This is a genomic window from Kitasatospora sp. MMS16-BH015, assembly GCF_002943525.1.
GTDB lineage: Bacteria > Actinomycetota > Actinomycetes > Streptomycetales > Streptomycetaceae > Kitasatospora.
The window spans coordinates 3,622,734-3,648,226 of record NZ_CP025394.1 but is presented as its reverse complement, the minus strand read 5'-3'; the positions used below and the strand labels follow the sequence as shown (position 1 = coordinate 3,648,226).

The window sequence follows — 25,493 nt, the reverse complement described above, 5'->3', positions numbered from 1 at the left end:
GGACGGCGTCGGTGTCAGACGGCGTTGTGGAAGATGACGCCCAGCACGCGCCGCCGGCCGGTGGTCACGGTGTTGGTGCCGTGCCGCATCGGGTGGCGCTGGAAGCCGTGCGGGCCGCGGACCGGGCGGTGGCGGACCGGGAAGACCAGGCCCTGGCCCTGGCCGGGGCGCCGGACGATCGCGCGGGACTGCGATCGGGGGCGCTGCTCGACGAAGACGCTCTCGCCCCCGGTGAAGTCCTGGTCCGGGCGGTCGAGCAGGATGGCGATCTGGAGCGGGAAGACCAGCTCGCCGTAGACGTCCTGGTGCAGGCAGGCGTGGTCGCCCGCGCCGTACCGCAGCAGCAGCGGGGTGGGCCGGTGCTGGCCGTGGGCGGCGCACTCGGCCGTCAACTCGCCCAGGGTGCCGGGGAAGGAGCGTTCGCCCAGCTGGGCCGCCCAGTGGTTGGCCAGCCGGGCCAGTGGTGGGTAGAGGCTCTCGCGCAGGGCCCGGACGAGGGGCACGGCATCGAGGTCGGCGTAGTACTTGTAGGTGCCGCGGCCGAAGCCGTGCCGCTCCATCACCACGGTGGAGCGGAACAGCCCCGGGCGGTCGAAGGTGTCGGCGAGCTCGGCGCACTGCTCGGCGGTCAGCAGCGGTGGGGTGACCGCGACCCCCTCCCGGTCCAACTCCTCGTACAGGGCGGGCCAGTCGAGCCCGGCCAGGGCCGGCAGGGCCGCCGAGTGGGGCGCGGCCGCCGGCTGCGGCAGGGTCGGTACGTCGGCGGGCACAGACGGCAGGTCGAAGAGCGGGAGGGGCGTGGCGGTGCTGTCCATGCTTCCGATGATGGCCCGCTCCGGGCGGGGAGGCTGGCACTTTTCGGACATCACCCTCAGAAAACCGATATGACGTAGTCCGGCGCCGACAATGGCCGGTCGGGGCGATTACCGAAGGGACATCCTCCGGACGCGTCAGAAAAATGCCGACAAAGCCCCTCCGGCGAGTGACCGGGGCCACTCCGGATCGAAATTCCGCTCGCATGTAGCCCCTGTCGGGATCAAGCAATCCTGACCTTCCTTGTCAGGTCATTTCCCGCTGTGCTCTACTCGATCGCAGAGGGGCCCGGTCGGATCGGAACTCCGCCAGAGAAAACTCCTCTTCTTCCCACGCTGGGTCAGCTGCCCGTCCCTGTCCCCGTTTGCTACGCCACCTACCTCTCGTTTGGGGGAGACCGTGCAAGGCAAGGTCGTCGATTTTCCCGGTACCGCAGAAATCATCCGAGAGTTAGCCGACTCCCCGGTCGGTGACCGCGCCCTGAGCGGGCCCGGCAGGCTCCTGCTGGCCTCGCTCCAGGCCAGTGCCGCCGAGATCGCCCGGATCTCGGCGAACATCAACGAGACGGTGGCCGCCGTCGTCGACGCCACCACCCCGACCTCGCAGTTGGTCGGCAACCTCGCCCGGGACCTCATCCCGCGCTGGCACTTCGCGATGCTCAACGACATCGAGCGCAACGGGGCCCTGGCCACCGCGGTCGAGCGCCAGGTGAAGCCGGGCGACCACGTGCTCGACATCGGCGCCGGCACCGGCCTGCTGGCGATGATGGCGGCCAACGCCGGTGCCGCCAAGGTGATCAGCTGCGAGGCCAACCCGCTGATGGCCGAGATCGCCACCCAGGTGGTCGCCGCGCACGGGCTGTCCGACGTGATCACGGTGGTCGCGAAGCGGTCCGACGAGCTGGTGGTCGGCCGTGACCTGGAGCGGCCGGTGGACGTGATCGTCTCCGAGATCGTCGACTGCGGCCTGATCGGCGAGGGCATCATGCCGACCATGCGGCACGCCCGGGAGCACCTGCTGGCCCCCGGCGGGATCCTGATGCCGCCCAGCGCCCGGATCCACGGCGCCCTGCTCCAGTCGCCCGTGATCGCCGGCCTCAACGAGGTGCACAACGCCTGCGGCTTCGACATCGGCGTCCTCAACACGCTCTCCACCGTGGGCCACTTCCCGGTCCGGCTGCACACCTGGCCGCACACCCTGCTCTCCGAGGCCACCGAGCTGGTGACGTTCGACTTCGTCCACGGCTCGCTGGACGACGGCAGCACCCCGGTGGCGCTGACCGCCACCGCCGACGGCACCGTGCACGGCGTGGTCGCCTGGTTCGACATGGACCTGGGCGCCGGCGTGGTCCTGCGCAACGCGCCGGACAACAAGAGTTCGCACTGGATGCAGGCGATGATCCCGCTCGCCGAGCCGATCGAGGTCGTGGCCGGCCAGCCGGTCAAGTTCGATTTCGTCTGGGAGAGCGGCCGCCTCTCCGTCTCCTCGGTCTCCTGACCGGATCCGCGTCGCCGAGTCGGTGATCCCCGTCTCCGAGCCGGCATTCCCCGCCTCCGAGTAGGCGCTCTCCACCCCCGAGTCCGCAGAGCCATCCCACCACTTGGAAAAGGTCGAGAATGAGCCACGCACTTCCCCCGCACAAGCCGTTCGAGCTGACACCCGAGCAGCTCAAGGAATACGTCGTGCAGTTCGCGACGAACCCGGTTTACCTCGACAACGAGGAATGGGAGAACGACGACAACCCGTATCGTCGCCAGCTCCGGCCGCAGGTGCTCCCGTACCTCGATTTCGCCCGCGTCCTGCCGCGCAGCGAGGTGCTCCACTACGAGGGCCTGGCCGCGCAGCGCATCCTCACCGCGATCTACGAGACCGATCTGATGTTCCTGCCCAAGGGCGGGTTCAAGGACAAGTGGGCCGACTTCAAGCAGTACTACAGCCCGAGCAACCGCGCGCTCGGTGAGATCATCCGCCCGTCGATGGAGAAGTTCGCGTTCGGCTTCCTGGAGCAGGAGGTCGAGGTCTCCGGCAAGTGGACGAAGGCCGAACTCGAGACGTACCTCCGGGCGTTGGAGGAGCGTGACCTGACCAAGCCCACGCTCTCCGAGATAGCCATCGAGAAGTCGGCCGACCCGGTCCGGGCCGCCAAGACCTGGCTCATCCAGTTCGCCCCGGACTTCCTCTCCGAGGCCTCGCCCATGCTGCGCAACGTGCTCGGCTACTACGGCCCGGCGCAGTCCGAGTGGTTCAAGATCATCATCGACGAGTACGGCTACGGCGTCCACAAGACGAAGCACAGCCACCTCTTCGAGCGCACCCTGGAGTCCGTCGGCCTGCGCTCGGACGTGCACCACTACTGGCAGTACTACCTGAACAGCAGCCTGATGGTGAACAACTACTTCCACTACCTGGGGAAGAACCACGAGCTGTTCTTCCGGTACATCGGTGCGCTGTACTACACCGAGACCGCCCTGGTGGACTTCTGCCGCCGCGCCGCCGAGCTGCTGACCAAGGTCTTCGGCCCCGGCGTGGACGTCGAGTACTTCACCGAGCACATCGGCATCGACGTGCACCACGGCAAGATGGCGCTGGAGAAGCTGATCCTGCCGCTGGTCGAGGAGCACGGCGAGGTGATCATCCCCGAGATCGTGCGCGGCTTCGAGGAGTTCCAGCTCATCTCGGACATCGCCGACCGCGACTTCGCCGAGCAGATCGCCTGGGTGGACGCCGGCCAGACCAACCGGGAGCTGCACGCCCCGGTCTGGGAGGCCATCTCCTCCGGCAAAGTCACCCCGCCGGTGGCGAACATCGTCGAGCCCTACCGCGAGCTGTCCAACACCCACTGCCACGACGGCGACGAGCTGTGCCACATCGTCTCCGGCACCATGAAGTTCGTCGCGGGCTTCGAGTCGCACCAGATCCTGGAGGCCGGCGAGGGCACGGTGATCCAGCGCAACCGGCTCCACGGAGCCATCATCGAATCCGAGGAGTGCGTCTACGAGATCCACTCGGTGGGGGATTACCGCGCATGCCTGTCGTGAACTTCGCGGTCGAGGGCCGCGACAACTGCGTGACGATCGGCGACTCCGCCTACGTCTACGCCCGGACCGAGCACGGTTCCTTCGTCCTCTCGGCCAACTGCCCGCACCGCGGCGGCCCGCTCAACCTGGCCGAGTTCGAGCCCGGCCGCACCCGGCTGGTCTGCCCCTGGCACGACCGGGCCACCTCGGTCACCAAGGCCATCAAGGCCGGGCTGCCCTCCGTCCGGCGCGGGGACAGGGTGACCGCCGTCCTGCCGGACCCGGAAGGCCTCGGCTACACCCTCCAGCACCGCCCGCTGTCGACCGGCCTGACGGGCTGCTGAGAGCCCGCACCGAGGATCCACCCCTCCGATGACGATCCGTCGGCCGGCAGGCCGGGCCCCGCGCCCGGCCTGCCGGCCCGCCCACCGCAACACCGGGAGAGACCGATGACCGACCCGCTGAGCCCGGGTGACTCCACCGAGAAGCCGCTGATCATCCTGGTCAGCAGCGGCTACCACCTCTACCGCGAATACCTGCTCGACCTGGTGGCCGGTGCCGCGCAGGTCTGGCTCTTCCTGACGCAGGAACCGACCTGGGAGAAGCGCTACATCGCGGGCTTCACCGTGGTCGACACCCTGGACGTGCCCGCCATGCTGGCCGCCGCCCGGGAGCTCTCCACCGACCGCACCGTCTCCGGCGTGCTCTGCTGGGACGAGGTCCGGATGGTGCAGACCGCCGAGCTGCAGCAGGCGCTCGGCCTGCCCGGCACCCCGCCGGAGGCCGTCGGCCGCTGCCGCGACAAGCACCAGACCCGGGCCGCGCTGGCCGCCGCCGGAGTGCCGCAGGCCACCTCCGTGCTGGTCTCCTCGCTCGAGGAGGCCGCCGCTGCCGCCGCCGGGATCGGCTACCCGGTGATCCTCAAGCCCCGTGCCCTGGGCGCGAGCTTCGGGGTCAACGCGGTGGCCGACGCCGAGGGCCTGGCGGCCGGCTACGCCGAGGCCAGGGGCGCCGAGGAGGACGGCGTGCCGTACTTCGACGCCGGCGTGCTGGTCGAGGAGTACCTGACCGGCGAGGAGATCAGCGTGGACGCCGCGCTGGTCGACGGCGAGCTGCTGCCGCTCTTCGTGGCCCGCAAGATCAGCGGCTTCGACCCGTACTTCGAGGAGATCGGCCACACCGTCGACGCCGGCGACCCGCTGCTCACCGACCCGCGGCTGCTGGACGTGCTGACCCGGGCCCACCGGGCCACCGGCTACCACACCGGCATCACCCACACGGAGCTGCGCCTCACCGCGGACGGCCCCGAGGTGATCGAGATCAACGCCCGGCTCGGCGGCGACCTGATCCCGTACGTGGGCTCGGTGGCCACCGGGGTCGACCCCGGCCGGGTCGCGGTCGAGGTGGCCACCGGGCGGCGCCCGGACACCGCGCAGACCCGCGACAAGGTGGCCGCGATCCACTTCCTCTACCCGGAGGCGGACGGCACGGTGGCCGAGGTGCTGGCCGACGAGGCCGCCCTCGCCGAGGTGGTCACCGCCCACGGGGTGCTCGCCGGGCCCGGCCAGGAGCTGCTGCTGCCGCCCGCCGGCCACGTCACCAGCCGGTACGGCTACCTGGTCGTCGAGGGCGACACCGCGGCCGACTGCGAGCGCGCGGCCGAGGCCGCCCGCCGCGCCGTCACCGTACGGATGCGCTGAACCAGCCCACAAGGCGCCTGAGTTGAGAACCGCCGGCCGGGCACCCCCGGCCGGGCACGTCATCGGATTGAGGAGAGAGACACACATGGAGACGTCTTCGGTCGAATGCCCGGCGGCGGCCTCGTGACCGCCGCCAACGAGACGGAGCAGCAGGTCGCGGCGGCCGAGGCCGTCGCCGAGCCCGCCAACGCGCCGACGGCGCGCCGGGACTTCGGGTTGCTCTGGGCCGGGCAGTCGGTGAGCCTGTTCGGTGACCAGTTCATGACCCTGGCCCTGCCGCTGCTCGCGGTCACGGCGCTCGGCGCCTCGCCGGCCCAGGCCGCCCTGCTCAAGTTCGCGCTCTTCCTGCCGTTCCTGCTGCTCGGCCTCCAGGCCGGCGCGATCGTGGACCGGCTGCCCCGGCTGGCCACCATGATCGGCGCGAACGCGCTGCAGATGGTCGCCTTCGGCGCCATCTGGCTGCTGGCCGCCGCCCACTCGCTGTCCTTCGTCACGCTGCTGGTGCTGATCACGATCAGCGGCTGTGCCGTGGTGTTCTTCCAGGTCGCGTACACCTCGTACCTGCCCAACCTGTACACCAACCCCAAGGACCTGCACCGGGGCAACGCCCGGCTGGCCCTCTCGGAGTCCACCTCCCAGGCGCTCGGCCCGATGGCGGCCGGCCCGGTCATCGCCCTGCTGGGCGTGGTGCTCGGGATCGCGGCCGACACGCTCGGCTTCGCGGTCTCGGTGATCACCCTGCTGCTGATCAAGCACCGGGAGCCGCCCCGGGTGCCCACTCCGCGCGAGCGCGGCTGGATGCGCAAGAGCGTCGGCGAGGGCCTGAAGTTCGTCAAGGCCCACCCCGTCCTGCAGCCGATCCTGGCCTGCGGCGCCACCTACACCTTCTTCCTCACCATGGTGATGACCAGCCTGGTGCTCTACTGCCGCAACGTGCTCGGCCTCTCGCCGTCCTGGATCGGCATCGTGGTGGGCGCCGCCGCGGCCGGCTACCCGATCGGCAACGTGATCTCCGCGAAGCTCGGCGAGCGGATCGGCTACGAGAAGGCGCTGGCCATCTCGGCCGCCATGTCGGTGCTCGGCATCGTGGCCATGCCCGCCCTCGGCTCGATCGGCGGGATCGCCGGGGTCTGCGGTCTGATCTTCGGCTCCATCTTCCACTGCATCGGTGAGGGGTCCTACTCACCGACCTCCCTGACGCTCCGTCAGCTCATTGCCCCGCCGGAGATGTTGGCCCGGGTGGGTTCGGTCCAGCGCTTCCTGATCTGGGGCATGATCTCGCTCGGCAGCCTCGCCGCCTCCGGTGCCACCGCCCTGGTGGGCCTGACCGGCGCCATGTGGATCGGTGCCATCGGCACCGTGCTCTGCCTCCCGGCGCTGCTCCGCAGGGGCATGCGCACCGCAGTCTTCAGCCCCGTATCGAAGGAGAACCATGCCGTACGCGCCGGGAATTGAGGAGTTCGTCTCCCGCAGCAACAAGGCGATGCCGCCGGACTTCTACCTGCGCCCGGTGGCCGAGCAGCGGGAGCTCTACCTCGGCCTCGGCCGGGAGTTCCCCTACGAGCTGCCCGCCGGGGTCGACATCAAGGACGACTCGGTCGAGCACGAGGGCCGCACCATCCCGCTCCGGGTCTACCGCCCCGCCGACCGCAAGGGCCGCGGCGTGCTGCTCTACATCCGCGGCGGCGGCTTCGTGGTCGGCTCGCTGGAGACGCACAACACCGTGGCCGCCGAGCTGGCCGCCAACTCCGGCCTCACCACCATCGCGGTGGACTTCCGGATGTCCCCCGAGCACCCCTTCCCGGCCTGTCTGGAGGACTGCTACGGCGCGCTCTCCGGGGTGGTCGCCGAGGCCGACCGCTTCGACATCGACCCCGAGCGGGTGGTGGTCTGCGGCGACAGCTCCGGCGGCAACATGTCCGTGGTGCTCTGCATGATGTCCCGCGACCGCCAGGGCCCGAAGATCGCCGGCCAGGCCCCGATCAGCCCGGTGCTGGACTTCTCCCGCTGGCGCGACGGCGGCGAGGACGCGCCGCTGCTCACCGGTGGCGAGATGGAGTACTACACCGCCTGCTACTGCCCGGACGCCAAGGACGTGCTCGACCCGTACGTCTCGCCGCTGGTGCGCGGTGAGTTCCACCAGCTGCCGCCCGCGTACATCATGGGCGCCGAACTCGACTCGCTGGTGGTGGACTCCACCACCTACGCCGAGCAGCTGCGCAAGCACGGCACCGAGGTCGAGCTGGTGGTCGAGCCCGGCCTGGTGCACGCCGCCGTCCGGGCCCGCCAGCTCTCGCCGAACGTGATGGACGCCTGGCTGCGCTACTGCACCGCCGCGGCCCGCCTGGCGGGGGTGGCGCAGTGACCCTCGCCGACCCCGCGGGCCCCGCGGTCATCGTCGACCCGTTCTCCTCCGGGGGCATGTACGCCCCGGCCTTCAAGGAGGCCGGCGTGCCGGTGGTCGCGGTGCTCTCCAGCCCCGACATGCCGGAGGTCTACCGGGCCTCCTTCCACCCCGAGGACTTCCCCGAGGTGATCACCTACGACGGCGACCTGGACGCCGTGGTGGCGCGGCTGCGCGAGCTCGGCCCGCGCTGCGTGCTGCCCGGCGCCGAATCCGGCGTCGAGCTGGCCGACCTGCTCGCCGAGCAGGTCACCGAGGACAGGGCCAACGTGCCCGCCACCCGGGCCGCCCGCCGGCACAAGTGGGAGATGGCCGAGGCGGCCCGCCTGGCCGGCCTGCCGGTGATCCGGCAGATCTGCACCGATGACCCCGACGAGGTCGCCGCCTGGATCGAGCGCGAGGGCCTGCAGGGCCGCGACCTGGTGGTCAAGCCGCCGAAGAGCGCCAGCACCGACGGCGTCACCCGGGTCCGCGAGGACTGGCGCGAGGTCTTCGAGGCCCAGCTCGGCCGGCCCAACCAGTGGCGGATCGTCAACGACCGGATGCTCGTCCAGGAGTTCGTCACCGGCGTCGAGTACGTGGTGGACGTGTTCAGCCACGACGGCGTCCACACGGTGACCGACCTCTGCCGGTACTCCAAGGTGGACAACGGCGAGCACATGGCCGTCTACGACGCCATGGAGTGGGTCGCCCCGGACGAGCCGGCGGTGCCCGAACTGGTCGCGTACGTCCGCGCCTTCCTCGACGCGGTCGGCTTCCGGTACGGCGCCGCGCACGTCGAGGTGATGCTCACCGAGGACGGCCCGCGCCTGATCGAGCTCAACGCCCGCCCGCACGGCGGCGGCCAGCCCCGGTTCTGCCGGGTCGCCACCGGCGACAGCCAGATCGACCGCGCCGTCCGGTACTTCACCGGGGCCGGCGAGCTGCCCGAGCACTACGAGCTGCAGAACGCCACCCTGGTGGTCTTCCTGATCAGCCGGGCCGCCGGCATCGTGCGCAACGCCGAGTGCCTGGAGGAGATCGGCAAGCTGGCCACCCACCACGCCCACGTGGTCGGGGTCGCCAACGGCGACCGGCTGGAGGTCACCAAGGACCTGCTGAACACCCTGAGCCTCGGCTTCGCGGTGCTCGCCGGCCCCGACCGGGAGCAGACCTGGTCCGACTACCAGGAGGTCCGCCGGATCGAGGCCGGGCTCATCGTCACCGAGGAGCCGGCCCCATGACCGACAGAGTCACGGAGCGCTACCTGGCCGAGAGCCTGGCGGACGGCAGCCGGCTGCGCACCGCGATGGCCGAGGTCGACCTGCCGCCGCTGCTCTCCGCCTCCTCGGGCCAACGGCTCTTCCCCCGGCCGCTGTTCGTCGGGGAGCGGGAGGTGCGGTCGTTCGCCGAGGACGTCATCGGGGTCTTCGACCTGCTCACCACCCTGCCCGAGCGGCTGTTCGACGGCGACCTGGCCCGCTACTGCGCGGCGCTGGCGATCAACGAGCGGCGCACCCGGCTGATCACCCGCTTCGGCGGGGCCAAGCCGCCGCAGTACGGCCGGGCCGACATGTACCACGACGGCACCGCCTTCCGGCTGCTGGAGTTCAACGTGGCCAGCGAGCTGGGCGGGGTGGAGCGCTCCGGCGAGCTGCCCCGGCTGCTGCTCGGCGTCGACTCCTTCGCGCGGTTCGCGAAGGAGCACGACCTGAAGTACACCGACACCGGCCGCCTGATCGCCGAGACCCTGCGGACGGCCGGGGCTCAGGTCGCCCCCGGCCGCGAGCCGGTGGTGGCCCTGCTGGAGGCCCCCGGCGGCCTGGCCGGCTACGGGGACGCCTGGCGGGCCTTCGAGGAGCTGATGCTCGGCTTCGGCCTGGACTTCATGATCGGCGAGATCAGTGACGTCAAGGCCGAGGGCGACAGGGTGCTGCTCAACGGCCGGAAGCTGGACGTGGTGCTGCGCTGCTACTCGGCCGACGAGATCCTGGAGGCCCCGGACGGCGAGGCCCTGGCCGAGCCGGTCTTCCGGGCCCACGAGGCGGGCACCCTGGTGCTCTGGACCCCGATGGAGTCCAACCTCTACAACAACAAGGCCTGCCTGGCGATGCTCTCCGACCCGCGGGCCCGGAGCAGCTTCGACGCCGCCGAACAGGCCGTCATCGACCGGGTGGTGCCCTGGACCAGGGCGATCGGCGGGGCCTTCGCCCTGCCCTCCGCCGCCCTGGTCGAGGAGTGCATGGACCGCCGCACCGAACTGATCCTCAAGCCCAATGCCCGCTACGGCGGTTCGGGCATCGTGGCCGGCTGGGAGGTCGAGGAGCAGGCCTGGCGCCTGGCCCTGGAGTCGGTGGACGCCGCCGGGGCCATCGTGCAGCAGCGCGTGGTGCCCCGCGCCGAGCCGGTGGTCTCCCCGGAGACCGGCGCGGTGGAGGAATGGCAGGCCGCCTGGGGGTTGTTCGTCACTCCGCAGGGCTACGCCGGCAGCTACGCCCGCGCGTTGCCCGCGAACGAGAGCGCCGTGATCGGCATCGGCGCCCATGCGATGACCCGCACCGCCGGGGTCTTCACGTACCAGGACGGAGAAGGACTCTGATGACCAGTCAGCAGAGCGACAGCACCATCCACCACCCGGAGGGGCGGCACTACGAGGTGCGCGGCCGGCGGCTCTGGGTGGAGACGGAGGGCAGCGGCGACCCGGTCCTGCTGCTCTCCGGCCTCGGCCCGGCCGGCTCGCACCTGGTCTTCCACCCGTTCTTCTCCGCCCTGGCCGAGGACCACCAGGTCATCTACGTGGACCTGTACGGCCGCGGCCGCTCCGACCACCCGGCCTCGCTCGCCGAGATCACCTTCGAGAGCGATGTGGCCGATCTGGCCGCGCTGATCGAGGAGTTGGACCTCGGGCCGGTGCACGTCTACGGGTTCTCCTACGGCGGCCTGCTGGGCCAGGCGCTCGCCCTGGACCACGGCCACCTGGTCCGCTCGCTGATCCTGGCCAACAGCCTGCACAGCCCGGAGATGTGGCAGCTCAACCACGCCAACATCAACCGGGAGCTGGCCAACCAGGCCCCCGAGGTCTGGGCCCGGATCCAGGAGCTGCGGGCCCAGGGCTTCGTCTCCACCGATCTGGAGCTGCGCGAGCAGTTCGCCGCCGCCACCAAGCTGGTCCGGTTCTTCGACCCGGACAACGCCGCCCTCCTGCTCAACGAGCCGGGCGCCCGCAACATCGAGCTCTACCCCGTCTTCGTCGGCGCCGACGTGGACTTCATCATCGGCGGCGAGGTCGCCCGGCTCCCCGACTTCCGCCCCCGCCTCAAGGAGATCACCGCCCCGACCCTGGTGCTGGCCGGCCGCTTCGACCGCGCCCTCTACCCGGCCCTGCAGCGTGACTTCGTCGTGCACGCGCCCCAGTTCCGCTTCGAGATCCTGGAGCGCAGCGGCTCCTTCGGCCACGTCGAGGAGCCGGAGGCCGTCTTCGCCCTCCTGCGCGAGTTCTGGAAGGCCGGCTGACCCCGGCCGCGCACCCCTGGCGGGCAGCCGGCGCCGGTCCACCGGCCCCGGCTGCCCGCCGCTTCTCTCCCGTCCCCACCAGGAAGTCCGACGAATGCTCACTCCATCGTGATCAGCACCGCCTTCCTGCTCAGCTCGCTGGTGGTCATCATCGCGCCGGGGCCGGACGCCGCCCTGATCCTGCGCCTGGCCTTCGGCTCGCGGGGCCGCGCCGCCCCGCTCGCGGCCGCCGCCGGCATGATCACCGCGGGCGCCCTGCAGGCCACCGTCTCCGTGCTCGGCGTCTCCCTCCTGCTCACCGCCGACAGCGGGCTCTTCCGCGCCCTCCAGTGGGTCGGCGCCGCCCTGCTCTGCTACTGGGGCGTACGGGCGGCGGTCGGCGCCCTGCGCCACCCCCCGGCCGGCCCCGCCGCCCGGGCCGCCGCCCCCGAGCCCGCCGACCGCCGCCGCGCCTACCTCAAGGGCCTGGCCTGCACCGGCACCAACCCCAAGGTCGGCCTCTTCCTGCTGGCCTTCCTCCCCCAGTTCATCCCGCCCGGCCAGCCCCCGGTCCGCTCCCTCGCCGTCCTCTGCGCGGTCTACCTGACCCTCGGCACCCTCTGGCTGGTCGCCCTCACCGAGGCCACCACCCGCCTGGCCACCCTCCTCGAGCGCCGCGCCCCGGCCACCCGCCGCCCGCTCCTGCGCTGGCTCGACCTCGGCCTCGGCCTGGCCTTCATCGCCTTCGGCATCCGCCTGGCCCTGGGCAGCTGACCCAGCGGCGCCCCGGCCGGCCCGGCCGATGATCGGTTGGAGATCGGCTGTTGATCGCCCTCGAATAGCTTCCGGTCTGGCAACCGGTGAGCGGCTTCCGCCACGCAACAGCGCAGGTCGGAAGCGGGACGGTCGACGAAGTGGAGCTGGCGATGGGGATGCCCGGGGCGGCGCAGGTGGAAGCGGATCACGTACCGGTGGTGCGGGTGCCGCTGCAGTCGATCCGGGAGGGGGACTCCCCTCGGGTGGCGGGAGCCAACGCGGACCACGTCCGGGCGCTCGCGGAGCAGGACGGTGAACTGCCGCCGATCACGGTGCACCGCCCGACGATGCGGGTGATCGACGGCACCCACCGGCTGCTGGCGGCGAGGCTGCGCGGGGAGCCCGACATCCTGGTGCGGTTCTTCGACGGGGATGCCGACGCGGCCTTCGTGCTCGCGGTGCGGCGCAACGTCAAGCACGGGCTGCCGCTGACGCTCGCGGAGCGGACGGCGGCGGCGGAGCGGATCGTGCGGATGCATCCGGAGTGGTCGGACCGCACGATCGCCTCGGTGGCGGCGATCTCGGCGAAGCTGGTGGTCTCCGTGCGGCGGCGCACCGAGCTGCCCGACGCGCCGGCGGTGCGGGTGGGCAGGGACGGCCGGGTGCGGCCGGTGGACGTGACGCCGGGCCGGCGTCGGGCCGGCGAGCTGATGCGGGCGAATCCGGGGATGGCGCTGCGCGAGGTGAGCAAGCTGGCGGGGATCTCCCTGGGGACGGCCAGCGACGTACGCCAGCGCCTCAACCGCGGTGAGGACCCGGCGCCGCCGCCCCGCCGGGCCGGTGCCACCGCGGCCCCGCGGATCGCGGCCCCCGCCCCGCCGGAGCGGCTGCCGGAGCCGACCGTGGTGCTGGAGAACCTGCGCCGCGACCCGTCGCTGCGGCTGACCGAGATCGGCCGGCTGCTGCTGCGCGTACTCAACACCAACACCATCACCCCCGCCCACTGGGAGACGTTCGTCGAGACCGTCCCCTCGCACCGCCGGGACGTGGTGGCGCAGCTCGCCGGCCAGTGCGCGTCCCAGTGGCAGCAGTTCGCCACGCTGCTCCAGCAGCGCCACCAAGCCGATTCCTGACCGCCTTCACCGCTCACCGCTCACCTACGACAGCCTGTGCCTCGGCGCCAGGCCGGGAGCCCTCATGACCACCGCACTGCGCTTCCTCGCGCCCCCGCTCGCGACCGACCCTCCGGCGCTGTTCTCGCCGCTGCCCGGCGGGCCCGCGGCACGCCCGGAGTTCCCGGTCCTGCCGCCGGTGCGGCAGCCGGTCACCGGGGCGGCAGCCGGTCTCGACCCCGGGCCGGACGAGCGGTGGCTGGAGGTGTACCGACGGGCGGCCGACCCCGGCGACCCCAAGCAGCTGCGCGACCTGTACCTCGGCCGGGTCGAGGCCGAGGTCGGCGAGCCGGGGCACCGGACCGGGGCGGCCGGGCTCTGGCGCGCCTCCACCCCCCGGCGGGAGGTCACCGTGGAGGAGGTGCTCTCCTCACGGGCGACCTCGGGGCTGGTCAAGGAGCTCTTCAACTCCTACTTCCGCGACGACCTCTACGGCGACCTGCGCCCGAGCGCGGACGTCATCCTCTCCGGGGGCGCGGTCGACGAGGAGCACTGGGGCCTGCCCCAGGTGCTCAAGGACTGCATGTCCTACGCCCTGGTCCGCGACTGGTACGGCTACTCGGACTCCCGCGGCCGCACCAGCGCCCGCGAGGCCGTCGCGGGCTACGAGAGCGCGCGGCTGCCCGGGTCGGCCTACGGGCCGGAGAACGTGGCCCTGACCATGGGCGCGACCTCCGCGATCAGCGGTCTGGCCGATCTCGTGCTGCGCGGCGCCACCGCACCCGCCATCTGCGCGATCCCCAACTACCCGCCCCTGGTCGAGTCCGTCGCCCGCCGCGGCCAGATCCGGCTGGTGCCGCTCTCCTCGGCCGACGGGACGGTCTCCGCCCAGCCGCTGATCGACGCCCTGCGCCCGGACACGCCCCTGGTGCTGCTGCAGACCGCGGCCAACCCGACCGGCACCCTGCTGCCCGAGTCCGAACTCACCCGCCTCGTCGAGGCGGCCTCCCCCTCCACGATCATCCTGCTCGACGAGTGCCACGAATGGCTCGGCGAGGCGTACCCGTTGTCCCCGGCCCGGGCCGCCCGCAACGTCGTCAGGGTCAGCAGCCTGTCGAAGAACTGGTCCGCCCCCGGCCTCAAGATCGGCTGGCTGCTCGCGGACGAGTCCTTCATCGACGAGTACTACGAGTACGCCTCCACCACCTCGGGCGGTCCGCCCTCGGTCTTCTACACCCTGGTCGAGGTGCTCGCCCGGATGGAACGCTGGTCGCACCACGGCCTGGACGAGCTCGGCCCCGCGCAGGTCGCGGAGTTCGAATCCGGCTACGGCATCAGGACCGCCGCCCTGCAACGCGCCTACGACGGCTACCGCGCCGAGCGCCGGGGCCGCGAGCGGTCCCTGCGGGAGCAGCGCGACTCCTTCACGGCGGGCCTCGCCCTGCCCGGGGTGTCGGTGATACCCGCCCGCTTCTCCATCAACCTGGCCGCCCGCTTCGACGGCTTCGCCGACTCGTACACCTGCTTCCGGACGCTGCTGCGCGAGACCGGGGTGTCGGTCTTCCCCGGCGCGCTCACCTTCTGCCTCGGCGGTCCCTACGTCCGCCTCACCACCGCCCAGCCCTGGGACCGGCTCACCACGGCGCTGGACCGGCTGGCCGAGCGTCAGTACCGGGAGGTCGCCCGGTGACCGCCGACTGGGAGACCGCCACCGACCCCGGCGAGGTCCACGACCTGCTCCTCGCCTCCGACCTGCACGTGGCCGCCTCGTACGGGCTGCCCGTGCCGCAGCGCAACCCGCACAGCACCGAACTGCTGGTCGGCGAGGGCCGGGTGCACCTGCTCCGGGTGGACGGCGCCGCGGCGGCGATGTTCGCCCTGACCAGCACGCCGGCCTTCGAGGTCGACCTCGGGATCTTCCCGCCCGCCGTCCGTCCCGCGTACCTGCGGCGGCTGGCCGTGCGGCCGGAGCGACTCGCCGACGGCGAGCTGTACGGGCCGATGTGCGTGCGCCGGGCCACCGAGGAGGCCGCCCGGTCCGGCGCCGGGGCGCTCCGGGCCGAGACCAATCCCGACCTCGCCGGGATCGTCCGCCTCCTGGAGGCGTTCGGGTTCCGCCGGTACGGCCCCGTCCGCACCGAGGGGTGGATGCGCCGGGTCTACCTGGCCTGCGATCTCGGCTCGTTCACCCGCTGACGGCCCGGTCCGCGTGCCGCACGTAGAGCGCGGCGGCGCGGACGCAGGGCAGCCCCTCGTGCTCGGCCTCCGCCTCGACGTAGACCTTCCGGCCGTCCACGGCACAGATCCGGACGGTGAGCCGCAGCTCGGCCCCGGCCGGCACCGGCAGCAGGTAGTCCACCTCCAGCCGGGCCGTGGCGTACCGGCCGCCCAGCGACCAGACCAGGCGGCCCATCGCCTCGTCGGCGAGCGCCGAGAGCACCCCGCCGTGGGCCGTGCCCGCGGCGCCCTGCTGCCCGGCCCCGATCCGCGCGGTCATGGTGACCACCGGCGCGCTCACGCCGTCCCAGTGCACCCCGAGCCCGCCCGGCAGCGCCGGGTCGCAGCCGTGGCAGCCCGCCTGCTCGGGCAGGTGCGGATTGTCCGGGGACGGCCCGGCGAAGACCGGCGGCCCGGCCTGCGGTGACGGGGTGAGCAGGGCCGAGGCGGCCGGGCGCGGTGCGTGTGCCATGACGCCAAGGTATCTCCGGCGTCATCTCCCGGCTCCGCGAGCCCGGTTGTACACCCGGATCGCGCACTAGGGTCGGCGCTCGACCACCCACCCGTACGAAAAGTGAGGAGCCGTCCGCCATGGACGAACTGACCGCCACGGTCGACCGCATGGTCACCGACCTCGTCGGCACCCCAGGGGTGTCGGGGGCCGATGCGATGGATCTGCCGCTCGCCGACCGTGGCGTCGATTCGATGGGCGTGGTCATGCTGATCGCCCGGCTGGAACAGGAGTTGGGGGTCCGCTTCCCGGCCGGGACGATGAACCGGCAGACCTTCGCCACGGTGCGGACCGTCGTCGAGGCGCTCCGCGGCCTGCTCGACCCGGCGGCCGGGGCATGACCCCGGACGCGGAGGCCGTCCACCGCTACCGGGGCATCGGTGACGAGCGGGATCTCGGCCGGTACCCGACGATGCCGGCCGCGCTGGCCGAGCAGGCGCGCCTGCGTCCCGACGCGCCGTACCTGACCGCCGTGTCCGCCGACGGCGAGGAGTCGACGCTGAGGTACGGCGAGCTCGACGCGGCGAGTGCGGCCTGCGCCCACTGGCTGCGGACCGAACTCGGGGTGCGGCCCGGCGACGTGGTCGCCCTCGTCCCGCTCAACGACCTGTGGTCCGTGGTCGCGCTGTTCGGCGTGCTGCGGGCCGGCGCGTCCTGCCAGATGCTGGGGCCCGCCGACCCGGCCGACCGGATGCGGAGCCAGGCGCGTTCGCAGGGAGCCGTGCTCGTGCTGCGGTCCCCCGCCGTCGACTGCCCGCTGGGCGAGGCCGTGGCGGTCCCGGACTTCACGCGGGCCCCGGCCGCGCCCGCCCCCGGCGGCCCGGTGACGGCCCTCGACCCGGCGTCCGCGGCGGTGCTGTTCGCGACCTCGGGCTCCACCGCGGCGTCGAAGATCGTCGTGCAGTCCCACCGCAACGCCGCCACCAACGCGGAGGCGTTCTGCCGGCACCACCGCCTGCGCCCGGGCGACCGGGTGCTCGGCTTCCTGCCGATCCACCACGCCAACGGCGTGCACACCACGCTCTTCGCCCCCCTCAACGCGGGGGCGCACGTCGTGCTGGCCGCGCGGTTCGACCCGTTCGGCTACCCGGAGCTGCTGCGCCGGTACCGGCCGAGGATCGCGAGCGCCGTGCCGAGCGTGCTGGAGGCGCTGCTCGAGACCTGGCGGGATCCGCAACTCCCGCCGGGGTTCGACTACTTCCTGACGGCAGCCGCGCCGCTGGGGGTCTCCACCGCCCGCCGGGTCGCGAGCACGCTCGGTGCGCGGGTGGTCCAGGGCTACGGTCTGACGGAGACGACGAACTTCTCCACCACGCTTCCGACCGACCTCGGCGCGGGGGAGTACCGGCGGGTGATGCTGGAGACGGACGTCCCGCCGGTCGGCGCTGCGGTGTTCGGCTGCGAGATCGCCGTGTTCGCCGAGGACGGGACGCCGTGCCCGCCGGGCGGCACCGGCGAGATCCGGATGCGCGGCCACAGCGTGATGGCGGGCTACGGCGGCAACCCCGAGGCCACCGCCGCGGCGTTCCAGGGCGGCTGGTTCCGCTCGGGCGACCTCGGGCACCTGGTCGAGCGCGGCGGGGCCGACCCGCTGTTGGTCATCACCGGCCGGGCCAAGAACATCGCCAAGGTGCGGGGCGAGGCCGTCTCCCTGGAGGAGATGGAGCGCGCGCTGTGCGCGCTGGACTTCGTCCGTGACGCCGCGTGCGTGCCGGTGCCGCACCGCTTCGACGGGGAGCGGATCACGGCGGCCGTGGTCACCGCGGCGGAGCGCGACGCCGAGATCGCGGCGCACCTGCGGACCCTGTTCCCGGCCGCCGCGCTGCCGCACCGGATCGTGCGGGTGCCGGTGGTGCCGCGCACCGCGACCGGCAAGATCCTGCGCCCCGAGCTGCGCGGCACGCTCGGGCTCTGACGGCGGGCCGGCCCGCCGTCAGAGCCGGCCGGCCGTTCGAGCGCGGCCCGGCAGCGGTCGAACGGCCGACAGCCAGCGGGGGAACCCGGCCAGGGACGGCAGCACGGTGTCCGCCTCGGCCAGCGCCGCCGCGTCGTGGCGGCCGGTGGTGACGCCGACCGCCGCCGCGCCGGCCGAGCGGGCCGCGGCGATGTCGGCGGGATGGTCCCCGACGTAGGCGAACGCGCCGTGCGCGCGCAGCACATCGGCCTTGGCCGGCCCCCACACCGATCCGACGACCGCGTCGACCTCGAGGCCCGCGTGCGCGAGGTGCGCCCTCGCCGTGCGCTCGCTCTGCCCCGTCACCACCACGACCCCGCCGCGGTGCCGGCGCACCGCCCCGATCGCCTCGTGCGCACCGGGGAGCGTCCCGGCGTGCCGGGGCCCCTCCAAGGCGTACCGGTCGCGGTAGGCGCGGGCGAGCCGGCCCGCGGCCGCGGGCGGCAGTTGCGCGCCCAGCAGGTCCTCCAGCGCCGGACCGAGGCCCGCCACCACCGAGGCGACGTCGACGTCCAGGCCGAGGGCCAGTGCGGTGGAGCGCAGCACGGCGGCGACCGCCGGGGTGCTGTCCACCAGCGTGAGATCCAGATCGAAGCAGACCAGGGGAGCGCGCACCCGGCCAAGCTAGTACGGGCCCCGGCGTTCAAGCCGGTGATTGCCGGGCGCGCGGGCGCTGCCCATACTCGGGCTGGCCGTCGAACGGAGGTATCCCGACCATGTTCGGTACGTTTACGCCGCGGCCGGACCACCCGCACCCGGGCCTGCGGACACGACTGCTGGAGTCCGGCCACGAGCTGGCGGAGCCGGCGGCGCACCCCGCCCCGGCCGGGCTCTCCCGGCTGGTCCCGTGGGTGCGCGAACAGGTCCGGGACACCGGCCTGGCGCTCGCCCGGCTGGACGAGCCACTGGACGCGGCGGAGTTCCTCGCGCTCGGCACCGAGCTGGGCGAGATCGGCGAGGAGACCGATCCGGCGGTGCGGCCGTACGTGGAACGGGGCCGCATCCTCAACCTGGTCAGTGAGCAGGCGCGCACCGAGGACATCTCGCTCCAGCCCTTCTCCACCGGGCCGCTGACCCTGCACAGCGAGGGCAGCGGACGGCCGCTGACCGCCCAGCCGCGGTACATCGTCCTGATGTGCCGGGACCCGGGCGACGACGGTACGGCCGCCCGTACCGTCCTGGTGCCGATGGACACCGTGGCGAGCCGGCTGAGCCCGCACCACCTGCGGGCCCTGCACGGCACCAGCTACCGCGACGCCCCCGGCGTGCCGCCCGTGGCACGCGCCCTCGGCGACCGGACGGCCTTCTCCTTCCGCGACTTCGACCGGCAGCCCCTGCACTGGCGGACCACCGGCCAGGCCCCGTCCGGCCCGGACCCGGCGCAGGCGGTCAACGGCGCGATCGCGGCCCTGCTCGCCGCGATGTACCAGCCGGAGGCGGCGCTCGGCGTCCGCTGGCGGCGCGGCACCCTCGCGGTCATCGACAACACCCGCTTCTTCCACGGCCGGACGGCCGGCCGCTTCGGCGCCGGGGCCCGCCGCCACCTCCAGCGCCTGCGCGTCACGGCGCGCTGACCCGTACCGACCCCCGGAGGCACCGCCTTGCCCCTCCACGTACCGCGACTGCGCCTGCACGACACCGCCGGCGCGGCGACGAGTCCGCTGCCGCACGGCGACGGCGAGCTGAGCGTCTTCGGCTGTGCGCCGCTGCCGGACACCGCGCCGCACATCGGCCATCTGACCCAGTTCGTCGGCACCGACGTGCTGCGCCGCACCCTGCACTGGCTGGGTACCCCCACCCGGTTCCTGCTGGCCGTGCCGGACATCGCCGCGCCTGCGCCGGCGCCCACCCCGACGGGCGGCGTCCCGTGGGCCGCGACCGCGCAGGCGGGAGCCGTCCGGTCGCGGACCGAGCAGAACTCCGCGGCGCTGCACGCCGACCTGCTCGCCGTGGGCGTGCTGCCACCGGAGCAGCGGCCGACGAGTACCTCCGTCGGCCCCGTCATCGACCTCGTCCGGTCGCTGGAGCAGGCGGGGTTCACCTACCGCCTCGCCACCGGTGTCTACTTCGACACCGGGCGGCTGTCCGAGTTCGAGGTCTTCGGCGACCCGGGCCCCGAGCTGCGCGCGCTGCGGGCCGGAGCCGAACCCGATCCCCGGCGCCGCCACCCCGACGACTTCGCGCTGTGGCACCTGGAGGACTGGCGTGACCTGCACGCCAAGCGCTGGGCGTCACCGTGGGGGCCCGGCCGCCCCGGCTGGCACGTCGGCTGCTCGGCCGTCGCGGCGACCCTCGGGCCGACCGTCGGCGTGCACGTGGGCAGCGAGAGCCAGCGCCACCACCATCACCTCGCCGAGATCGCGCAGAGCGAGGCCGTGCTGCCCCGGGGCACCCGATGGGTGGGGCACTGGATGCACCACGCGCTGCTGCCCACCGACTCCGGCGCCTTGAGCCGCTACCGGGGCGCGCCCTCGCTCGCGAGCCTGCGCCGCTCGGGCTTCCACCCGCTGGCCTTCCGGCTCCTGCTCCTGCGCAGCCACTACCGCGCGCGCCCCTCCTTCACCGTCGAGGCCCTCTCCCGGGCCCAGGGCACCCTGGTCCGGCTGGCCGCGCTGGCCCGGTCCGCCCGGCTCCCCGCCCCGCCCGGCTGGGCCGAGGCCCGGGAGCGCACCGGTGAGGGGCCGGCCGCCGAGCTGCTGCGGCGGTTCACCGAGGCCCTGACCGACGACCTCGACACCGCGACGGCCCTCGCCGTGCTGGAAGAGGCGCTGCACGAGCCGCACCGCGATCCCGGCGGGTTCGTCGCCTCGGCCGCCGACCAGGTGCTCGGCCTCCAACTGTCCACCGCGGACGCCCTGGTGCCGACCCCGGGCTGACGGCCGAGCCGGCCTTTTGCGAGCCTATTCCCAGAGCACCGCGCCCTTATGTGGGTGCGGTGCTCCTTCGCTTTTCCGGGCTTTCAACCGAGGCCGATCCGCAGTCGAACACCGCTTGTTCGCAGGGCAGTTGATGAACAGTCGGGCGGAATCTAAATTTCTACTCATCCCCAGTCGCTCCGAAGAAAAGGAGGAGGTGAATACCAATGATTCTCACGTCTCAGCAGGTGAAGCGCATGACCGCCGCCGCTGGTGCCACCGCTGCCGTCACCGTCGCCCTCGCCGGCGTCGCCTCGGCCGCCCCGGCCCAGACCGCGACCAAGTCGGCCGCCGTGACGCCGAACGCGTGCAAGCTGACCAGCAGCCCGACCCAGATGTGCTGGTAATCGCGCACCCCCCAGAACCGGGCGGTCCCCCCTCCAGGGGTGGGCCGCCCGGTCCATCTGGCCGGACGCACCAACGGATGACGACACCTCGGAGCAGGCATGAACCTCACAGTCGCCGGACTGCCCGGCGGAGCCGCCGCCGCGAAGGTGTTCGCCGCGGCCAGGGGACGGGAAGCGACCATCGTCGCGGGCGTCCCGGAGCTACTGGCGGAGCTGACCCGCGCGCCCGGCGCCGTGGTGCTGTCCCTCGGCCCCGACGTCGACTTCCGCACGCTGGCCGAGATCGTGCGGACCGCCCACCACGCCGGTGTGGCCATCGGTCTGATCGACGGTTGGCGCGGCACCGCCGCCGCGGAGGACCACGCCCGCGAGCTGGCCGACTGGACCGGAGCCGGGCGCCCCGGCGTCGCGGCCTGGTTGGAGGAGTCGCCGCTGGTCGCGCTGCACGGCACGTACGGGTCCCTCGACCTGCTCGACGTCGCCGCCGCGGACCCGGCCCCGCTGCTGGGCTCCACCCGCCGCGTCACCGGCCTCACCAGCCACAGCAACGGCATCGACTCGCCGCTCGGCCGCGCCCTGCTGTGCGGACTGCGCGAGGCCGAGGGCGACGCCCTCACCCGCTACCTGCCCTGCGCCGCAGGCGGTCCGTGCCGTGGCGCCAAGCCCGGCCCCGACGGCACGCTGGAGCGGCCGCGGCTGATCGCGCCACGCGAACTCCCCGGCGACGTCCTGATGTTGGGCATCTGCGACGGCGTGCTGCCGGCGCACGCCCGGTTCGACCAGCGGGGCGGCATCCTGCGCGGCCTGCTGCGGCCCGGCGCCGTCCGGCAGGTGGTCACCACCTACAAGCACTGGCCGCTCGACGAGGCGGCCTTCCTCGCCGCCTGCCTGCTGGCCGACCGCGGCACGCCGCTGGGCGAGGTGGTCCTGATGCTCAACGCCGCCTACCTGGCCGACCCCGCCACCAACGACGACCCGCCGTGGGTGCTGGTCGGCGACCCGACCGTCGCCCTGGACGGCGGTGACCCGGAGCCGGCCGCCGCACTGAGCGGGCCGGCCGGGCTGCTGCGCACCCCCGGCGCCGGCCCGGACCGCGCCATCCTGGTCGGTGACCGCGACGCGGACCCGCTCTGGGTCGCCCCCGTGCCCGGCAGCGCGCTCGGCGTCTGGCTGCACGACACCGCGCAGCGGCACGAACACCCGGTGCAGGTGGTCTCCCGGCACACCGACGAGGACCACCGCGCCGTCCACCGGGTCTGGACCTCCGGGACCAGGCTGGCCTTCACCGACCGCGTGTTCCAGGACGCCGCCGAGGCGATGCCCGGCCGGTTCGCGTACCCGGCCGCCCTCGCCGAGCACGTCGGTGCGACCGTGGCCCGCCTGCGCGAGTCGGCGCCGATGGTGGCGGCCGGGATCGGTCTGTCGGGCTGGAACGACGACCTCACCGCCCTCGCCGCCGCCGAGTCCTCCGGCTGGGCGGCGCTGCACGAAGTGGTGCACGAGGCGTTCGTGCGGCTCTCGCTCGACGCCACCCCTGACCTGGAGCGCGTCTACGGCGCGACCGCGGTCGCCGGGCCGCCGACCGAGGTCAGCTGCCCCTACTGCGGCTCCCGCGCCTCGCTGACGCGGCGCGAGGTGTCGGCCACCGGCGCCCACCGGACGATGCTGCACTGCGACCGCTGCGCCAATGTCAGCGACACCGACGCGGAGCTGGAGCTGGCCTGGCTGGACGGGCCCGACACGGTGACACCGGGTGAGCCGGTCGAGTACCGGGTCAGGCTCGGGCGCTGGCCCGAGCACGGGGTCGGCGCCATGACCGGCCAGATCACCCTGCGGCAGCTCGCACCCACGCTGTACGACCTCGGCCCGCGGGCGCTGCTGCTGGACGCCAGGGTCCGGCGGGACCTGGTGCTGCGCTGGACCCCGCCGCCCACGCTCGCCCCGGGGTTCTACAACCTGGGCGCGCCGGTCGTCGTCGACGGGGCGCTCTGCACCTTGCGCCGGCCGCTGACCGTACGAGGAGCCGAGACCCCGTGAGCACCCTGCGCCCGTTGCGGCTGTTCAACTCGCTCGGCCGGCAGTGGTCCGACTTCCAGGCGGACGGCACCGTCCGCATCTTCAGCTGCGGACCGCTGGTGTTCGCCCACCCGCACCTCGGCGTCCTGCGCGGTGCGGCCGGGTTCGACGTGCTGCGCCGCACCCTGCGGTGGAAGGGGCACCGGACGCGGCACGTCTTCATGGTGACCGACGTGGACCGCGGCCGGGACGGCTCACCGCTGGAGGTCCCACCCGGCCTGGGCGACCCGGCCGACCCGGTGGAGGCCGTGGCCGCCCACTACACCCGGGTCTTCCGGCAGGACCTCGCCAGGCTGAACTTCCTGCGCGCCGACGAGTACCCGCGGGCCTCGCACTTCGTCCCGGAGATGATCGCCTTCGCGCAGGAGCTCCAGCGCAAGGGCTTCGCCTACGCGACCGACACCGGGCTCTACTTCGACACCGCGCGGCTGCCCCGCTACGGCGAGCTGGCCGGGCTGGACCTCGACGCCCAGCGCGAGGGCGTCCGGGGCGTCCGGCCGCCGGGCCTGCGCAACGCCGCGGACTTCGCGCTGTGGCGCTGCGCGGCGCCGTCGGCGGTGCCCCGGGGCTGGGAGTCGCCGTGGGGCTGGGGCCTGCCCGGTGGCCACCTCGGCTGCTCCACCATCGCCACCGCGCTGCTGGGGGAGCACTTCGAGATCCACACCGGCGGCAAGCACCACCGGGAGCTGCACCACGTCAACGAGATCGCCCAGAGCGAGGCGTACCACGGGGACGGCCGGGCGTGGGTGGGGCACTGGATGCACCACGACATGCTCACCTTCGGCGACCAGCCGATGGTGCGCGGCGCCGCCTCGATGCGGCTCGGCGACATCGTGGCGGCGGGCACCCACCCGATGGCGGTGCGGCTGTTCCTGCTCAGCGGGCACTACCGCGGCAAGCAGACGGTGACCGCCGACTCCCTCGACACCGCGGCCAGGACGCTGCGCCGGCTGGCCGCCCGCCTGGAGTCGGCCGTGCCCGCGCGCGAGGTGTCCACCCACGAGGAGGCCCTGGCCCGCGTACCGGCCGAGGACACCGAGGCGTTCGCGCTGCTCGACCGCCTCGACGCGGCCGTCTGCGCGGACCTGAACTCCTCGCAGGCGCTCGCCGTCCTCCAGGAGATCGCCAACTCGACGGAGCTGACCGAGGTGGGGCGCCGGGTCCTCGTCGGTGCCGCCGACGCGCTGCTGGGCCTGGGCCTGGGCACCCTCACCCGCGGCGAACTGGAGGCCGGGCCCGCGCGGCAGGCCGACCAGGACGCCGTCCACGGCCTCGTCGCGGCCCGCGCCGCGGCCCGGCGCGCCCGGGACTGGGCGCTCGCCGACAGACTCCGCGCCGATCTGCTGCAGCTCGGGGTGGAGGTCAACGACCACGCACTCAGCCGTACCTGACGGCGAAGGAGAGACCAGTGCCCATCGTGCACACCGGTTCGTACGGCGGGATCGACTCCGCCCGCGCGCTGGCAGAGCTGGGGGTCGGGCCCGGGATGCCCGGCGCGGACGTCCTCGAACGCCTGGACGAGGACGGCTACGCCTTCCTCCCCGGGGTGTTCACCCCGCCGATGCTGGCGGCGTTCCGCGCCCGCCTCGGCCGGCTGACCGAGGCGGAGGGCGCCCGCGGCGGCAGCGAAGTCGGCCAGGAGGCCGGCACCATGCGGCTGTCCGACCTGGTGAACAAGGGCCCGGAGTTCGACGCGTGCTTCACCAGCCCCGTGCTGCTCGCCGGGGTGGCGCACCTGCTCGGCGAGTTCAAGCTCTCCTCGGTGAGCAGCCGCGCCGCGCTGCCCGGCGAGGGGCACCAGGCGCTGCACACGGACTGGCCCGGCGGGCCGCTCGCCCCGGGCGAGTACCAGGCCTGCAACTCGATGTGGATCCTGGACGACTTCACCGAGGAGAACGGCGCCACCCGCGTCGTCCCCGGCTCGCACCGCTGGGGCCGGGCACCGCAGGAGGCGCTCGAGGACCCGTTCGCGCCGCACCCGGACGAACGGCTGGTGCTGGCACCGGCCGGCTCGCTGCTGCTCTTCAACGGGCACCTGTGGCACGGCGGCACGCTCAACCGCAGCGGCGCCCCGCGCCGCGCCCTGCACGGGTACTTCACCCGCCGGGGCAACCCGCAGCAGCTCGACCAGGCGCGCTACGCCCGCCCGGAGACGCTCGCCCGGCTGAGCCCGGCGGCCCGCTTCCTGCTGGACGTCTGA

24 protein-coding genes are annotated in these 25,493 nt (G+C 73.4%); 21 read left to right on the top strand and 3 right to left on the bottom strand.

From position 1 onward, the window contains the following. Nucleotides 1-14: 14 nt before the first annotated feature. Entirely contained in the window at nucleotides 15-815 is an 801-nt protein-coding gene (locus CFP65_RS15755) for a 2OG-Fe(II) oxygenase (protein ID WP_104816692.1), read from the bottom strand. A 397-nt stretch (nucleotides 816-1,212) separates the two neighbouring features. On the opposite strand from CFP65_RS15755, the gene CFP65_RS15750 reads away from it, so the two are divergent. From CFP65_RS15750 to CFP65_RS15690, 13 genes are all read left to right on the top strand, one after another. Continuing rightward, nucleotides 1,213-2,310 carry a 50S ribosomal protein L11 methyltransferase gene (locus tag CFP65_RS15750; protein WP_254552411.1) on the top strand — a complete coding sequence of 366 codons (1,098 nt, stop codon included), beginning with the start codon at nucleotides 1,213-1,215 and terminating at the stop codon, nucleotides 2,308-2,310. A gap of 119 nt (nucleotides 2,311-2,429) precedes the next feature. Then, nucleotides 2,430-3,851, top strand: a complete 1,422-nt coding sequence (locus tag CFP65_RS15745; protein ID WP_104816691.1) for an iron-containing redox enzyme family protein — start codon at nucleotides 2,430-2,432, stop codon at nucleotides 3,849-3,851. After that, complete coding sequence (locus tag CFP65_RS15740; RefSeq protein WP_158702191.1) at nucleotides 3,839-4,174, top strand: Rieske 2Fe-2S domain-containing protein; 336 nt, start codon at nucleotides 3,839-3,841, stop codon at nucleotides 4,172-4,174. The genes CFP65_RS15745 and CFP65_RS15740 overlap by 13 nt, the downstream gene beginning before the upstream one ends. A gap of 105 nt (nucleotides 4,175-4,279) precedes the next feature. Continuing rightward, nucleotides 4,280-5,530 (top strand): ATP-grasp domain-containing protein, encoded by a 1,251-nt coding sequence (locus CFP65_RS15735; protein WP_104816689.1) that lies wholly within the window; start codon nucleotides 4,280-4,282, stop codon nucleotides 5,528-5,530. Nucleotides 5,531-5,653: 123 nt separating this feature from the next. Next, nucleotides 5,654-6,985 carry an MFS transporter gene (locus CFP65_RS15730; RefSeq protein ID WP_174805539.1) on the top strand — a complete coding sequence of 444 codons (1,332 nt, stop codon included), beginning with the start codon at nucleotides 5,654-5,656 and terminating at the stop codon, nucleotides 6,983-6,985. Then, nucleotides 6,963-7,895 carry an alpha/beta hydrolase gene (locus CFP65_RS15725; protein WP_104816687.1) on the top strand — a complete coding sequence of 311 codons (933 nt, stop codon included), beginning with the start codon at nucleotides 6,963-6,965 and terminating at the stop codon, nucleotides 7,893-7,895. Before CFP65_RS15730 ends, CFP65_RS15725 begins: the two co-directional genes overlap by 23 nt. Then, nucleotides 7,892-9,157: an ATP-grasp domain-containing protein gene (locus CFP65_RS15720; RefSeq protein ID WP_254552410.1), complete on the top strand. Its 1,266-nt coding sequence runs from the start codon at nucleotides 7,892-7,894 to the stop codon at nucleotides 9,155-9,157. The genes CFP65_RS15725 and CFP65_RS15720 overlap by 4 nt, the downstream gene beginning before the upstream one ends. After that, nucleotides 9,154-10,512 carry a hypothetical protein gene (locus CFP65_RS15715; protein ID WP_104816686.1) on the top strand — a complete coding sequence of 453 codons (1,359 nt, stop codon included), beginning with the start codon at nucleotides 9,154-9,156 and terminating at the stop codon, nucleotides 10,510-10,512. The genes CFP65_RS15720 and CFP65_RS15715 overlap by 4 nt, the downstream gene beginning before the upstream one ends. Next, on the top strand, nucleotides 10,512-11,426 hold the full coding sequence (locus CFP65_RS15710) for an alpha/beta fold hydrolase (protein WP_217368163.1): 915 nt from the start codon (nucleotides 10,512-10,514) through the stop codon (nucleotides 11,424-11,426). Before CFP65_RS15715 ends, CFP65_RS15710 begins: the two co-directional genes overlap by 1 nt. A gap of 108 nt (nucleotides 11,427-11,534) precedes the next feature. Beyond that, the gene (locus CFP65_RS15705; RefSeq protein WP_158702190.1) at nucleotides 11,535-12,179 is read left to right on the top strand and encodes a LysE family translocator; all 645 of its coding nucleotides are present in this window, start codon (nucleotides 11,535-11,537) and stop codon (nucleotides 12,177-12,179) included. Nucleotides 12,180-12,319: 140 nt separating this feature from the next. Beyond that, nucleotides 12,320-13,294, top strand: coding sequence for a ParB/RepB/Spo0J family partition protein (locus CFP65_RS15700; RefSeq protein WP_254552409.1), 975 nt, complete (start codon nucleotides 12,320-12,322; stop codon nucleotides 13,292-13,294). Between the two features lie 64 nt (nucleotides 13,295-13,358). Beyond that, complete coding sequence (locus CFP65_RS15695; RefSeq protein WP_104816684.1) at nucleotides 13,359-14,963, top strand: pyridoxal phosphate-dependent aminotransferase; 1,605 nt, start codon at nucleotides 13,359-13,361, stop codon at nucleotides 14,961-14,963. Beyond that, a complete protein-coding gene (locus CFP65_RS15690) occupies nucleotides 14,960-15,469 on the top strand; it encodes a hypothetical protein (protein WP_104816683.1) in 510 nt (169 codons plus the stop codon). The genes CFP65_RS15695 and CFP65_RS15690 overlap by 4 nt, the downstream gene beginning before the upstream one ends. Here CFP65_RS15690 and CFP65_RS15685 read toward each other — a convergent pair. After that, the gene (locus CFP65_RS15685) at nucleotides 15,459-15,962 is read right to left on the bottom strand and encodes a PaaI family thioesterase (protein WP_104816682.1); all 504 of its coding nucleotides are present in this window, start codon (nucleotides 15,960-15,962) and stop codon (nucleotides 15,459-15,461) included. The two genes, CFP65_RS15690 and CFP65_RS15685, sit on opposite strands and share 11 nt — an antisense overlap. A gap of 119 nt (nucleotides 15,963-16,081) precedes the next feature. Here CFP65_RS15685 and CFP65_RS15680 point away from each other — a divergent pair, with 119 nt between their 5' ends. Together CFP65_RS15680 and CFP65_RS15675 are read left to right on the top strand one after the other, a co-directional pair. Further along, nucleotides 16,082-16,342 (top strand): phosphopantetheine-binding protein, encoded by a 261-nt coding sequence (locus CFP65_RS15680; RefSeq protein WP_104816681.1) that lies wholly within the window; start codon nucleotides 16,082-16,084, stop codon nucleotides 16,340-16,342. Next, entirely contained in the window at nucleotides 16,339-17,916 is a 1,578-nt protein-coding gene (locus CFP65_RS15675) for a class I adenylate-forming enzyme family protein (RefSeq protein ID WP_104816680.1), read from the top strand. The genes CFP65_RS15680 and CFP65_RS15675 overlap by 4 nt, the downstream gene beginning before the upstream one ends. A gap of 18 nt (nucleotides 17,917-17,934) precedes the next feature. On the opposite strand, the gene CFP65_RS15670 is transcribed toward CFP65_RS15675, so the two are convergent. Continuing rightward, a complete protein-coding gene (locus tag CFP65_RS15670; protein WP_104816679.1) occupies nucleotides 17,935-18,570 on the bottom strand; it encodes an HAD family hydrolase in 636 nt (211 codons plus the stop codon). A gap of 101 nt (nucleotides 18,571-18,671) precedes the next feature. Between CFP65_RS15670 and CFP65_RS15665 the strand changes: the two genes are divergently transcribed. The 6 genes from CFP65_RS15665 (at nucleotide 18,672) to CFP65_RS15650 (ending at nucleotide 25,493) form a co-directional block, all read left to right on the top strand. Beyond that, nucleotides 18,672-19,529 carry a TauD/TfdA family dioxygenase gene (locus tag CFP65_RS15665; protein WP_104816678.1) on the top strand — a complete coding sequence of 286 codons (858 nt, stop codon included), beginning with the start codon at nucleotides 18,672-18,674 and terminating at the stop codon, nucleotides 19,527-19,529. Between the two features lie 27 nt (nucleotides 19,530-19,556). Beyond that, entirely contained in the window at nucleotides 19,557-20,831 is a 1,275-nt protein-coding gene (locus CFP65_RS15660) for a hypothetical protein (RefSeq protein ID WP_104816677.1), read from the top strand. Between the two features lie 236 nt (nucleotides 20,832-21,067). Continuing rightward, on the top strand, nucleotides 21,068-21,217 hold the full coding sequence (locus tag CFP65_RS38945) for a hypothetical protein (protein WP_158702189.1): 150 nt from the start codon (nucleotides 21,068-21,070) through the stop codon (nucleotides 21,215-21,217). A gap of 99 nt (nucleotides 21,218-21,316) precedes the next feature. Beyond that, nucleotides 21,317-23,254, top strand: coding sequence for a hypothetical protein (locus CFP65_RS38940; protein WP_158702188.1), 1,938 nt, complete (start codon nucleotides 21,317-21,319; stop codon nucleotides 23,252-23,254). Beyond that, nucleotides 23,251-24,684 (top strand): hypothetical protein, encoded by a 1,434-nt coding sequence (locus CFP65_RS15655; protein WP_158702187.1) that lies wholly within the window; start codon nucleotides 23,251-23,253, stop codon nucleotides 24,682-24,684. The genes CFP65_RS38940 and CFP65_RS15655 overlap by 4 nt, the downstream gene beginning before the upstream one ends. A 17-nt stretch (nucleotides 24,685-24,701) precedes the next feature. After that, nucleotides 24,702-25,493, top strand: a complete 792-nt coding sequence (locus CFP65_RS15650; RefSeq protein ID WP_104816675.1) for a phytanoyl-CoA dioxygenase family protein — start codon at nucleotides 24,702-24,704, stop codon at nucleotides 25,491-25,493.